A 13751-nucleotide genomic window follows, 5' to 3' on the forward strand; every position below is an offset into this window, starting at 1 on the left:
ATCCAAAAACTGGGCCTAAATTTAATGTATTGTTTTTTATAATGAAAACACGTGCCTCAACAAAATTGCTGCAAATTGCAATGCTTATTGCGAGCCTGAAGGGAAATGCTAGTTGGGGTTGTAAGATGAGTCGTCTATAGCGCGAAGCGCTGGCCTGTAATCAATATAGCGTTGCAACTCGTCTGCTTTTTTCAGTTTATTGATAAAGGTATTAAATTTTTCTACCAGCGCACGGTTTTTGTCCGAATCGATACACACCAATGATTCCCGTCGCTCAGAATCAGGCAACTCAACAAGGTGCAGCTCTGACTGAGATTGTTGATATAGCGGTGACATGAATATATCGGGGGTAGTGACAAATCCTGCTTCTACGCGACCACTGAGCACCACGGTGATCATGGTATCCAGATCATAGACAGCCACGACACTGGTGTTTGCATCGTCGGGAAGCCTTTCAAGTGCATCTTGGTAGTTGCCGTGATAGACCACCAGCGTCTTGTTGTTAAGCTGTGTGGTGCTTTTAATCGCTGCATCTGCTCTGGACAAAATGCTGGTGTAGATACGATTAAACGACACGGACTCAATCAGATGTTCAGTAGGTAATTTTTCTGTTATCGCAAGCTCCATACTGAAGCCCACCGAACATATATCTTTTCGTCCCCTGACCAGAAGCTTTTCAATGCGCTCACTGCTGGCCATAAAAAGGTCGATGGGATGCTGATGTTCTTCACTAAAGCGTGTCAGCAGCTGCACGTAGGTCCCTTTTTCTGTGCTGTCCATGTAATAAGGAACGGGCTGCAGGTAGACAGGGGTAGAAGAGGTTTGTGCCGCGCTGGGCAAACAAAGCGTTAAACACACCGCACCGAGACAGGTTACGAACGGTAAAGTCGCAGAGCATAGGTTTTTTAAGCGAAGTGTTTGCATCATTAAGCGGCAATGATATCTGAGCCAAATGCTGGGTCAGACAGTAATAACTGATTGAGTTGTAAGCATATGCGCAAACCCAACAAGACGCAAAGGCTTCGCTGCATCACCACATGCTTGAGTACATCCCACATCTTCTAGAGGAGAGACAAAAATGAGAGCCATGGTTTGTGATTCACCCAAAGATGGACTGTCAGGACTAAAGCTTGTTGACCTGCCTGCACCTGCAACGCCTAAAGCAGGTGAGATAACGGTCCGTATTCACGCCAGCTCTCTCAACTTTCATGATTTTGGTGTGGTCAGTGGCCGTATTCCGACCAAGCCTGGTCGTATTCCGATGTCAGACGGCGCGGGTGTGGTTGAGGCCGTGGGAGAAGGCGTATCTGAATTTGCCGTTGGCGATAATGTGGTGTCGACCTTCTTCCCCGACTGGTTAAGTGGAGAGCCTACGCTCGGTGATTTTAGTCGCACCCCCGGCGATGGTCTTGATGGCTATGCCCGCGAGTGTGTCACCGTCCCAGCAAGCTGGTTTACTCGGGCACCCAAAGGCTGGTCACATCAGGCTTCAGCAACCATTACCACAGCAGGGCTAACGGCATGGCGTGCGTTGGTTGTGGAAGGTCAGCTGAAAGCGGGTGATACGGTACTGTTACTCGGTACCGGTGGCGTATCCATTTACGCACTGCAAATTGCCAAAGCAATGGGCGCACGGGTGGCCATTACGTCGTCGTCAGATGAAAAGCTCGATAAGGCTAAAGCACTTGGGGCTGACTTTACCGTCAATTATCAGAAACATGAAAATTGGGGGGGACTGGTTAAAGCGTGGACGCTGGACCGTGGCGTTGATCACGTAGTTGAAGTGGGAGGGCCTGGCACATTACCTCAGTCAATCCATGCGTGTCGGGTAGGTGGCAACATTGTGTTGATAGGGGTACTCACAGGCGTTGACGGTACCATTCCTACCGGCGCAATGATGCTCAAGCAAATTTCATTAAATGGCATTATTGTTGGCTCCAGACAGCATCAACAGGAATTTGTCAGAGGCCTGGAGGGTATGAACTTCATGCCGGTTATTGATAAGCAGTTTTATCTTTCTGATATGGCTGAGGCATTCGCTTATGAGGCCAGTGGTCATCATTTCGGTAAAATTTGCCTAACGATCTAACAATCGAATCACCTTATTTTCCGAAGAAGTGGCGCTCGTTATAAAAATATAAGTAAGATAAGGACTTCGCGCACACCGTTGCCCCTGCAATGGTTAACGATGTGCTTATTCATAGCCTGTTGACTGTTGTTTGTGACTCGTACTTTGCGCGTTTTTCATTGTTTCATCCTTTCTGCCACACTGCTGGCAATGATTTTGTGTTCGGCTGCAAACGCCGTGCAGATCGGCAATGACGCAGACGCCGTCACCATGCTCGATAACCTTAAGAGGCAGGTACAAAATAATGACGACAGCGTGCCCCATACATTTGCGTCGCTGACTGAATGGTTTGATACCCATCCCAACGATTTTCAATATGCTCGCTTGCTCAATATAAAAGCCTATGCATCAGTGCTAAAACAGCAATATGCCCAGGCATATGAGTTGTTGATGGAGGCACGCAGAAGAGCGGTTGCCAGCAACAATCAAATGGCCCGTGCTGAATCACTCAGGCTGGAAGGACTAATACTGGACCTGACTGGCGAGCACGCCAGCGCCTATGATGTGCTAACCCGAGCTCTGGATATCTTTGAACAACGTCCCAGCAAGCACATGCTAAATGTGTACAACTCAATGTATAACGTCATGATCTCAATAGGCGATTTTGAGGGCATGCTGCAGCTTGGTGAAAAATATCTTGCAAAAGCGCAGGCGTTTAACGATGAGCAAGATATCGGCACTGCGCACTTTATCATTGGGTACGCAAAATTAGAGCTCGGTCAATTGGAAGCCGCCAGGCGCAGTCTACTGGCAGCAGAACAAATGCTAACAAAAATAGGTTATCCCTTTATAGGCATTGTTTACAGCACGCAAGCGAAGCTGCACATTGAAGAAAACAATCTTCAGGACGCGTTGACGAGGCATCAGCAAGCTGCGGACGCAAACCAAAAAGTGGGATTTTTGTATAACGACGGTCAGCATTATATTCAACTGGCTGATATTTACGAAATGCAAAACCAGCCCGAACGGGCGTTACAAATCCTAAAAACAGCGTCTGAGACGTCCAACGCTGTAAATGATAAAGCTAATAAAATGCTAATCCTCGAGCGACTAATTGAACTAGCCGAAAAAACCGGCGACGTGCGTGCCGCTCTCGATTATGCCAAGCAATATCAAACCGCGTATGAACAAAGTTTCAACCAACGTAATGCGCAGCTTTTAGCGTTAAATCGGGTCAAGCTTGCGGTTAAAGATAAAGAAGAAGCGATCAGTTTGCTGGAACAGCAAAATCGTTTGCAGGCGCAACGAAATGAGAGTCAACGTCAGGCCAATACTATCCAGCTTTACCTGATTATTGGCATAGGGCTGAGTCTCATTCTGGTGGCAAGCCTATGGTTGAGGACGCGAGTTCAACATCGTGCATTGGACGAATACGCTAAACAGTTGCAACGTGCGACCGATGCTAAGTCAGACTTTTTAGCCCGTATGAGCCATGAAATTCGCACGCCGCTAAACGCAATAATTGGGTTAACCCGTCTGACAAAAAAATCGTCACACTCAGCGCAGGCCACAACCAACCTGAATCAGATTGAAAATGCGTCAAAGGTGTTGCTTGCCATCATTAACGATATTCTGGATTTCTCAAAGGTGGAAGCGGGTCACCTGTCGATAAGTCAGACCCGATTTGCCCTTCATGACTTGATTACACAAACCCTGGATATGCACAGAGCCGCAGCGCGGGACAAAGGTCTGACGCTGTCATTTAATGCTGAAGAGAGCCTGCCTGAAGTAGTTGTTGGAGATCCACAGCGAATTCAGCAGATCCTCAATAACTTGTTGAGCAATGCGGTGAAATTCACCTCAAAAGGCAAGATTACCGTATGCGCTAGCGCAACACAGGCAGCTGATAAAACTACACTCGAATTTATCGTCAGCGACACTGGCATTGGTTTGAATCACGAACAACAGCAGCGACTGTTTGAACCGTTTAGTCAGGGCGATGAAACTGTCTCACGCCAGTTTGGCGGCACTGGTCTGGGGCTGGCGATCTGTAAACAGCTGGCAGAGCTGATGGGCGGCCGTATATGGCTTCACAGTGAGAGTGGCAAGGGCAGTCATTTTCATTTTACCGTTCAGGTTGAGGATGCAGAAAGTGGTAAATTATCTATGGCAGAATTGTCAGAAGCTGAATCACAGATACCAGACTTTTCTGACAAAACATTGCTGGTTGCCGAGGATAATCCATTAAATCAAAAAGTGACGGTAGGCTTGCTCAAGGAGACGGGTGCTCAGGTTACTGTTGTCAGTAATGGTGAGCAGGCTGTGCAGCTACTAACGGCTAACCCCCTTTTTGATGCAGTGCTGATGGATGTGCAGATGCCCGTGATGGACGGGCTTACTGCGGCGAGAGTCATCCGGGATGATTTGCATCTGAATGTGCCTATCATTGCGATGACCGCCCATGCGCTCAAACAAGATATCGATAAAAGTGTGGCTGCTGGCATGAACGCGCATATCACCAAACCTATTGATCCTCATGAGCTTTTTGCGGTGTTGCAGCGTGCCTTTGATTCCCGCACAGAGTTTACGCTGGATAGGGATTCAACAGATACGCCGAACATTGACTTTAACGAGCCAGATATCAATGCCTTAAGGATCATCGATCAGCAGACTGCGCGCCAGGCGTTATTAAATGACGACAGTCTGTACACCGTGGTGCTGCATGATTTTATTCGTCTTGAAAGTGAGATAGACAGGCTTAAGCAGGCCATCGACAACAAACAAGTCGACGATATTCTCAGGATCGTACACATTTACACGACTGCACTTAACTATATCGGTGCGTTCAACCTTGCTCAGCTTGCCAGCGCTGTTGAGCGACGCATCCAATCTGATAGCCTGGACTTTGATAAGCAGACCAAGGACACACTAACGCTGCTAAGTGAAGAGTTAGCATTGATGACAACAACGGTTACTCATATGTACAAGCAAATGGCAGACTAATATCCTGTTGGTTTTTGTGTAGCCACTGTTCAGGTTGCGGATTTTCACTTTCGGCTATATAATTCGCACCAATCTTGAGGCGGGCTCCCTTTTTAAAAGTAACGTCTCAACTGCGAACTAACTGGCGAGCTTATGGATTTAATGAGGTTATTGGTTCATTAATCCAACTCAGGTCAGGGTCACAGATAAGGTGATACTGCTGAGCCAGAGTCCAGAATACTATAGCCCCGCTAGACCGGGGCTTTTTGTTATCGTTTTTTTCAATCGCGATTGACAAAGTGTGCTGTGCAAATAGTCAATCTGCATCGTTATTCTGGGCGCTACGCCCTTTTTTTATTTTTGGAGAGTGGATTTGTCGCAATTAGAACAAAAGCTGACCGCTATGCTCGAACCTGCTGTTGAGGCATTGGGGTTTGAGTTATTAGGCGTTGAGTTTGTTCGTGCAGGAAAACATTCCATTTTGCGTCTGTATATCGATCATGAAAACGGGATCACCGTTGATGATTGTGCTGATGTCAGTCATCAGGCAAGTGCAGTGCTGGATGTGGAAGATCCTATTAATACTGAATACAACCTTGAAGTGTCCTCGCCAGGTATGGAGCGACCGCTCTTCAAGGAGGCACATTACGCCAAGAGTGTCGGCGAAATTGTGCAACTAAGACTGCGGTTACCAATGGATAATCGCCGAAACTTTAAAGGGCAACTGCTCTCATGTGAGGGCGGTAATATTAAATTGGATGTAGACGGTCAGGAATTCGAGCTGGCAGTCGCGAACATAGAAAAAGGTCACGTTGTCCCAGTTTTTGACTGAGGCAGATGACGCATATTGCAAAGCAATAGTGAGGCAATAATGAGTAAAGAAATACTGTTAGTGGCTGAAGCCGTTTCCAACGAGAAGCAGGTTCCCAAGGAAAAGATTTTTGAAGCGCTTGAGTTCGCTATCGCCAGTGCAACGAAAAAGAAAAATGATGGTGATATCGAAGTCCGTATCGTGATTGACCGTGATACAGGCGATTTTGATACCTTCCGCCGCTGGCTGGTTGTTGAAGACGACCACGAAATGGAAAACCCGTACGCGGAGATCACCTTATCCGCAGCTCAAGTTGATGAGCCTGACGTGCAGCTCGGCGATTATGTTGAAGAGCAAATTGAATCAATCGCATTTGACCGCATCACTACGCAGACAGCCAAGCAGGTTATTGTGCAAAAGGTGCGTGAAGCTGAGCGTGCACAGGTTATCGCAGAATATGAAGACCGCGTAGGCGAACTTGTCACCGGCACGGTTAAGAAGGTTAACCGAGACAACATTATTATCGACCTGGGCAATAACGCCGAGGGCGTCATCTACCGCGATGATATGCTACCGCGTGAAACCTTCCGTCCTGGCGACAGAGTGCGTGGCTTACTTTATGTGATCCGTCCCGAAGCGCGCGGTGCACAATTGTTTGTCAGTCGCACACACCCAGACATGCTGGTTGAACTGTTCCGTATTGAAGTGCCTGAAATCGCTGAAGAAACGCTGGAAATTAAATCCGCTGCTCGCGATCCGGGCTCACGTGCAAAAATTGCAGTGAAGACTAACGATAAGCGTCTCGACCCTGTAGGTGCCTGTGTGGGAATGCGTGGCTCTCGTGTGCAGGCCGTATCAGGTGAATTAGGCGGTGAGCGCGTTGATATCGTACTGTGGGATGAAAACCCGGCGCAGTATGTGATTAACGCCATGGCGCCTGCTGAAGTTGCGTCCATCGTGGTTGATGAAGATGCACAGTCAATGGACGTTGCCGTTGAGGCAGACAATCTTGCACAGGCCATCGGTCGTAATGGTCAGAACGTTAGACTCGCCAGTCAGCTGACCGGCTGGGAACTGAACGTCATGACGGTTGAAGATCTGAACGCCAAGCACGAAGAAGAAAACTCACGCGTGCTTAACGTGTTCGTGAAAGGTCTGGATATCGACGAAGACTTTGCATCGGTGCTGGTAGAAGAAGGCTTCACCAGCCTGGAAGAAATCGCCTATGTGCCGGTAAGTGAACTGTTGGCGATCGACGGTTTGGACGAGGATACAGTGGAAGAGCTGCGCAACCGCGCACGTGCCGCGTTAACGACGCAGGCACTGGCCACTGAGGAATCATTGGAAGCGCACGAGCCGACAGAAGAATTGTTGAATCTGGAAGGTATGGAGCGTCATGTGGCGTTCGTACTTGCCAGTCGTGGTATCACTGATCTGGAAGCGCTTGCTGAGCAGGGCACCGACGATATCACGGATATAGAAGAACTGGACGAAGAAAAAGCGGGTCAGCTGATTATGGCGGCGCGCAATATCGTGTGGTTTAGTGAAGAAGGTCAACAGGGGGAATAATTACGAATGGCAGATGTATCCATCGAAAAACTTGCCGGTGATATCGGCACGTCAGTTGACCGTCTGGTTCAGCAGTTTAACGACGCAGGCATTACTAAAAAGGCCGGCGAAAATGTGACTGAAGACGAAAAGCGTCAATTGCTCGATCATTTGAGCAAACAGCACGGCGGTACTGGCTCTGAAGCGCCCAAGCGCATGACACTGCAGCGTAAAACAACCAGCACGTTGAGTATTGGTAAGTCAAAGGCGGTAAAGGTTGAAGTGCGTAAAAAGCGTACCTACGTGAAGCGCAGTGAGATTGAAGAGAAGCGCATCGCAGAAGAAGAAGCCAAGCGCAAAGAAGAAGAAGCGGCAGCAAAACGCGAAGCTGAACGCAAGGCGGCGGAAGAAGCGAAGAAAGCGGCAGAAGAAAAAGCCAAGAAAGCGGCAGAAGCCAGAGCCAAAGCGGAAGAAGAGCGTAAAGCGCGTGAAGAAAAGGCGCGCAAAGAAGCAGAAGCCCGTCAGCAGAAAGAATCAAGCATGACTGACGAGGAAAAAGCTGAGCAGGAAGCCGCTCGAGCAGAAGCTGAGCGAATTCGTAAGCAGCAGGAAGAGGAAGCTCAGCGTAAGCTTGAGCAGGATGCCAAAAAAGCGGCTGAAGAAGCAAAGCGTCTGGCTGAAGAAAATGAGCGTCGCTGGAAAGAAGAAGAAGAGCGTCGTAAGCGCGAGGAAGCGGAAGAAGTGCACATGCACTCGAATCGCTACGCGCAGGAAGCTGAAGACGAAGAAGATATGCAGATTGAGCGTTCTTCACGTCGACGCAAGAAGTCTAAGAAAAACGCCGGTGCAGACCTAAAGCATGGCTTTAACAAGCCTGCAGCGCCTGTTGAGCGCGTGGTAAAACTTGGCGAAACCATCTCTGTTGGTGAATTGGCCAGCCGTATGGCGGTGAAGGCCACTGAAGTCATCAAAACCATGATGAAGTTGGGTGAGATGGCCACCATTAACCAGGTGCTGGATCAGGATACCGCCGTATTGGTCATCGAAGAGATGGGCCACAAATACGAATTGGTTAACGATAATGCGCTTGAAGATGAATTGCTGGAAGGCAAGGGTGCTGGTGACAAGGCGCCGCGTGCACCGGTCGTCACTATCATGGGCCACGTTGACCACGGTAAGACTTCACTGCTTGATTACATTCGTCGCGCCAAAGTGGCGGAAGGTGAAGCCGGCGGGATCACCCAGCACATTGGTGCCTACAGCGTAGACACTGACAGCGGCAAAATTACCTTCCTGGATACTCCTGGACACGCCGCATTTACTGCGATGCGTGCCCGTGGTGCGACGGCGACGGATATCGTTGTACTGGTCGTCGCAGCGGATGATGGTGTGATGCCACAGACTAAAGAGGCTGTGCAGCACTCCCGTGCCGCTGGCGTACCTTTGATTGTTGCCGTGAACAAAATGGACAAAGAAGCTGCTGACCCGGACAGAGTGAAGACTGAGCTTTCGCAGCTGGAAGTTATCTCTGAAGAGTGGGGTGGTGATCACCAGTTTGTTAATGTTTCGGCGAAGACCGGTATGGGCATTGATGAACTGCTAGACGCGATTAACCTTCAAGCAGAAGTGCTTGATTTACAGGCTGTTGCAGACGGTCCTGGCCACGGTATCGTGATTGAATCACGTCTCGATAAAGGTCGCGGCCCGGTTGCTTCTGTGCTGGTACAGGAAGGTCAGCTCAAGGCGGGAGACATTCTGCTATGTGGCCTGGAATATGGCCGCGTCAGAGCAATGCGCGATGAGAACGGGAACGAAGTGAAAGTTGCGGGTCCATCAACGCCTGTAGAAGTACTTGGCCTGTCTGGTGTGCCGGTTGCCGGTGAAGATGCGTTGGTTGTATCTGACGAACGTAAAGCACGAGAAGTGGCAAGCAAGCGTTCTATCAAGCAGCGCGAACTGAAGCTGGCGAAGCAGCAGAAAGCCAAGCTGGAAAACATGTTTGCCAACATGGAAAGCGGCGATGTACATGAGCTGAACATCGTCCTTAAAGCTGACGTGCAGGGCTCTGTTGAAGCGATCAATGACTCGCTGGTTAAGCTTTCAACTGACGAAGTGAAAGTGAATATTGTCGGCAGTGGTGTAGGCGGAATTACCGAAACAGACGCCACCTTGGCAGCAGCATCCAGTGCAATCATCGTCGGCTTTAACGTCCGTGCTGATGCGACAGCTCGTCGCGTGATTGAAGCGGAAGACATTGACCTGCGCTATTACAGCGTTATCTATGACCTGATTGAAGAAGTGAAGCAGGCCATGAGCGGTATGCTTGCACCTGAATTCAAACAGCAGATCATGGGTCTTGCTGAAGTACGTGATGTGTTCAAGTCACCGAAACTTGGTGCCATTGCCGGCTGTATGGTCGTTGAAGGTAACGTTAAACGTAATAACCCTATTCGTGTTCTGCGCGATAACGTGGTTATTTACGAAGGTGAACTGGAATCACTGCGTCGCTTCAAAGACGATGTACAGGAAGTACGTAATGGCATGGAATGCGGTATCGGCGTTAAGAACTATAACGACGTAAAAGTCGGAGACCAAATCGAGGTCTTCGAAGTTATCGAAGTGAAACGGGAAATCTAACCCGCTTCAAGTCGCACTACGTAATATCAAGCGGGGGCCTCGGGCCCCCGTTTGCGCTACCAGTATTGGAGAAACATTATGGCTCGTGAATTTTCTCGCACGGACCGCGTTGCCCAGCAAATCCACAAAGAAGTGGCGAGCATTCTGCAGAATGAATTTAAAAACCGTGACCCGCGTTTAGGCATGGTTACCGTGTCTGGCGTGGAAGTGTCCAGAGATCTTGCTCATGCGAAAGTGTTCGTCACGTTTTATGACAGTGATGAAAGCAAGATAAAACAGGATCTAACTATTCTGGATGATAATAAAGGGTTTGTCCGCAGCCTGCTGGCCAAGCGTTTGCGAATGCGCTCGGTACCTCATGTGAAATTCATGCGTGATGCGTCGATCACAGAGGGCATGCGTATTTCAAATCTTGTGTCAGAAACGCTGCAGCGTGACAAAGCGCGCGCAGAGCAGGCTGGTCGCGACGATTACGATAAGTCGGAGCAGGAGTAATGGCCAGACGCCGCAAAGGCAGGGCAATCAATGGCATCGTGTTAGTCGACAAGCCATTGGGCATAACATCCAATGATGTGGTGCAAAAAGTGAAACGTGCGTTTTTTGCCGCCAAGGCGGGGCACACAGGTGCACTCGATCCTCTGGCGACGGGGATGCTGCCGGTGTGCCTTGGCGAAGCGACCAAGTTTTCACAGTTTTCTCTGGATGCGGATAAAACCTATCAGGTTACGGCAAAACTCGGGGTGCGCACGACCACGTCTGATGCTGATGGTGAAGTGGTAGAAACCCACCCGGTGGATGTGTCTGAGACGCAACTCAATAAGGTTCTGGATGCTTTCACAGGACCAATTAAGCAGGTGCCGTCGATGTTCTCGGCGCTAAAGCATCAGGGTAAGCCGCTTTATCACTATGCACGTCAGGGTATTACAATCGAGCGTGAGGCAAGGGATATCACAATCTTTTCACTCACGTTGGATCGTTTCGAAGGTGACGAGGTTGATCTTACCGTACATTGCAGTAAAGGCACCTATATCCGCTCGTTGGTCGATGATATGGGGCAGAAATTAGGGTGCGGGGCCTATGTAACACGTCTGCATCGCACCCATGTAGCGGGTTACCCTGAATTACCGATGGTGAGTCTTGAGCAGATTCAGCGAATTGTCGAACAGGCGTCTGATGACGAAGCGCGTTATGAAGCATTAGACAGCTTATTACTGGCAATGGATACGGCCGTGTTGGCGTTGCCGGAGAAGTTGCTCGATGAACATCAGCATAAACAGTTTTGTCATGGTCAGGCCGTGCTTGTTGACGATATTGACCAGGCTAATGTGCAATACCGTCTTTATGGGCAGTCACCGCATGGACGGCGCTTTTTGGGCATAGGCGAGAGCACTGCAGAACAGACTATCAACCCGAAACGACTGGTTGTGTATCCAGACGCCTAAAAGCCTTGCATAGCAACCAGCGATCGTTATAATACGCGCTCTTTTGAATGGGCTGAATTAGTGATTGGCTCATTCGTGAATATTCAGGAGAAAATGATGTCACTAACGAAACAAGAAATTGCAGATATTTCATCAGAGTACGGTGTTAAGCCTGGCGATACAGGTTCACCGGAAGTACAGGTTGCATTGTTGACGCACAACATCAACAAGCTTCAGTCTCACTTCTCAAGCCACAAGAAAGATCACCACTCACGCCGTGGTCTGCTGCGCATGGTTAGCCAGCGTCGTAAAATGCTTGATTACCTGAAAGGTAAAAACCAACAGCGCTATCAGGATCTGATCAAGCGTCTTGGTCTGCGTCGCTAAGCGATACGCACAGGAATACAAAAAAGGCACCTTGCGGTGCCTTTTTTGCTTTTCGGGGCAGGTTTTATTGGAATTCTGAGATTCCCGTCGTCACGAGAATGACGCAGGGGAGTACGGGAATGACGCTGGCGTCATTTCCGCGAAGGCGGAAATCCATCATTTTTCCCATTCAAGCTTAGGCAGAGGCACAAACACCTCCGTCAGCAGGCTTTCATGTTGCGACGGTAACGTTGCACGCTGATAAAGTGCAATGATGTCTCTTTGCAATTGACTGCGAAAACCGTAAACGTCGCGCCAAAATTGAATAAAATCGGCTGCGCCATTACCCGCTTCGTCTTTTTCCAGTTCAGGCCCCAGTGTGGCGTAAAGGCGATAAAGTCGCTCAGCCTGCTCGACCTCAAATGCCTAGATACGGTCCAGAACCGGTGCTGGCACATCGCTCAGCAAAAACTCATCAGCGTTACTTATCGTGAACTGATTAAAATAGTTTACGTACTCTTCTTGTGGCTGGCTGTCAGCGCTCTGCCATATTGCTAGGCTGTTACGGTTAAGCAGCTGTCTGGAATGGGGTTCCACGATAAGTACAGTAGGTGTACCAAAATAAACCGGATGACCAAACTGGCTCATAACGGATTGCAAATTATCCAGGTAGCCGACACTCATCATTACAGTGTGGTAGCGAGGAGACATAATGGATTGCAGGTCGGTCTGGCTAATCGTGCGAGCAAATCCCCGGCTGTCATGGCACCAGTCGGCGCCCAATACCAACATCAGCAGTTTGTTTTCGCGCCGCGCCGCTTCTAGCCCAGCTGACACCACTGCCGCTCGGTCTTCATAATAGGGGTAATAGTTACTTTCAGCCTCTTCATCAGCGAATGCGATGGAAACAGTGAGGGCGATGAGAACCCACACGCGAGTGATAACAATCTTAAGTGGGGTTCTCATATCGTGATATGCCTTATTACGGATTGCCGTCCGTTGTCGTAGTTGGCTGTGTGCTGGGTTGTGGCGTTGAGCGCGCTGGTGATGGCATCGCAATATTACTCACGCGCTGTTCTAGCTGAGTGAGCCTGCCTACCAGTGCCGTATTGCGTTGGTCCAGCACAGCAAATGAATCGCCGAGCTCCGTAATGCGTGAGCGCTGAGTTTCTATACCGCGATTTAACTGCTCAAGACTGGCCGCTACGCTAAGCATTTCATTGGCTTGTGTGGTGAGTTTTTCATTGAGCATGGAGCGCTGTGAATTGGCATCTTTGAGCGATGTTTCCACGGCTGATAGGCGGTCCCCACGGGCTTTGTTTTGCTCAGCGACCAGAGTAGACAAATCGCTGATCTCTTTTTGGTTACGGCGCCATGCCGAGGCCCAGAGTTTATCCATCTGTTCCCAGAGTTCGTCGGACTTGGCGCTCAGCTCTTTGACCTTTACCTGCAGAGCAACGGTAGATTCACCCATTTCTTCACCGGTGGCAGACAGACGCCTTTCCAGATCGGTGATGCGCTCCTGTGCACTGACCAGCATCTGTTGCTGCTGTGTGTTCAGATGATATAAATATCCGGCCGCGCCACAGGCCATGAATGCCAATAGTAGCGCGAGGACTGCACCACCGCTTTTCTGGACTTTGACATTGTCGTCTGCCTGTGGGGGCTTTTTCTTACCGCTTTGTGTTGCTCTGGCGCGCTGGTACGCGTCTCTGTCTTCTTCATCAAGGACAATTTTCGGCAGATCGTCATCATGATCAGTTGCCATGTGATGCGCTTCCTCTATACCAATGGGTTGTGCTGAATTACGACAATGTCGCCTTATACTGCTAGGGTATTTCAAGCCCAGTGGCAATGCAATTGCTGGGTGCCAAAAGCGGCATGTTATTCATTCACAAGGCAGAAATCATCAGTATGT

11 protein-coding genes are annotated in these 13751 nt (G+C 49.3%); 8 read left to right on the forward strand and 3 right to left on the reverse strand.

All coding sequences use genetic code 11. The features are described 5' to 3' along the window. Positions 1-108: 108 nt before the first annotated feature. A complete protein-coding gene (locus tag G441_RS0115240; protein WP_169726092.1) occupies positions 109-753 on the reverse strand; it encodes a substrate-binding periplasmic protein in 645 nt (214 codons plus the stop codon). Between the two features lie 325 nt (positions 754-1078). On the opposite strand from G441_RS0115240, the gene G441_RS0115245 reads away from it, so the two are divergent. The 8 genes from G441_RS0115245 (at position 1079) to rpsO (ending at position 11854) form a co-directional block, all read left to right on the forward strand. Further along, positions 1079-2089 carry a zinc-dependent alcohol dehydrogenase family protein gene (locus G441_RS0115245; RefSeq protein WP_026377159.1) on the forward strand — a complete coding sequence of 337 codons (1011 nt, stop codon included), beginning with the start codon at positions 1079-1081 and terminating at the stop codon, positions 2087-2089. 216 nt (positions 2090-2305) lie between these two features. Next, positions 2306-5071 (forward strand): tetratricopeptide repeat-containing hybrid sensor histidine kinase/response regulator, encoded by a 2766-nt coding sequence (locus G441_RS19395; protein ID WP_240485155.1) that lies wholly within the window; start codon positions 2306-2308, stop codon positions 5069-5071. Between the two features lie 352 nt (positions 5072-5423). Beyond that, positions 5424-5882 carry a ribosome maturation factor RimP gene (rimP, locus tag G441_RS0115255; protein WP_026377160.1) on the forward strand — a complete coding sequence of 153 codons (459 nt, stop codon included), beginning with the start codon at positions 5424-5426 and terminating at the stop codon, positions 5880-5882. Positions 5883-5921: 39 nt separating this feature from the next. After that, entirely contained in the window at positions 5922-7430 is a 1509-nt protein-coding gene (nusA, locus tag G441_RS0115260; protein ID WP_026377161.1) for a transcription termination factor NusA, read from the forward strand. 6 nt (positions 7431-7436) lie between these two features. Then, positions 7437-10046, forward strand: coding sequence for a translation initiation factor IF-2 (gene infB, locus G441_RS0115265; RefSeq protein ID WP_026377162.1), 2610 nt, complete (start codon positions 7437-7439; stop codon positions 10044-10046). A 78-nt stretch (positions 10047-10124) separates the two neighbouring features. After that, on the forward strand, positions 10125-10541 hold the full coding sequence (rbfA, locus tag G441_RS0115270) for a 30S ribosome-binding factor RbfA (RefSeq protein WP_026377163.1): 417 nt from the start codon (positions 10125-10127) through the stop codon (positions 10539-10541). Continuing rightward, positions 10541-11488: a tRNA pseudouridine(55) synthase TruB gene (gene truB / locus G441_RS0115275; protein WP_026377164.1), complete on the forward strand. Its 948-nt coding sequence runs from the start codon at positions 10541-10543 to the stop codon at positions 11486-11488. The genes rbfA and truB overlap by 1 nt, the downstream gene beginning before the upstream one ends. 96 nt (positions 11489-11584) lie before the next feature. Continuing rightward, positions 11585-11854: a 30S ribosomal protein S15 gene (rpsO, locus tag G441_RS0115280; RefSeq protein ID WP_026377165.1), complete on the forward strand. Its 270-nt coding sequence runs from the start codon at positions 11585-11587 to the stop codon at positions 11852-11854. Between the two features lie 405 nt (positions 11855-12259). Here rpsO and G441_RS0115290 read toward each other — a convergent pair whose 3' ends face one another. Both G441_RS0115290 and G441_RS0115295 read right to left on the reverse strand, forming a co-directional pair. After that, a complete protein-coding gene (locus G441_RS0115290) occupies positions 12260-12799 on the reverse strand; it encodes a thioredoxin family protein (protein ID WP_026377166.1) in 540 nt (179 codons plus the stop codon). A gap of 16 nt (positions 12800-12815) precedes the next feature. Next, on the reverse strand, positions 12816-13601 hold the full coding sequence (locus tag G441_RS0115295; RefSeq protein WP_026377167.1) for a hypothetical protein: 786 nt from the start codon (positions 13599-13601) through the stop codon (positions 12816-12818). Between the last annotated feature and the right edge of the window lie 150 nt (positions 13602-13751).

The organism is Aestuariibacter salexigens DSM 15300 (genome assembly GCF_000429145.1).
Taxonomy (GTDB): Bacteria; Pseudomonadota; Gammaproteobacteria; order Enterobacterales; family Alteromonadaceae; genus Aestuariibacter; species Aestuariibacter salexigens.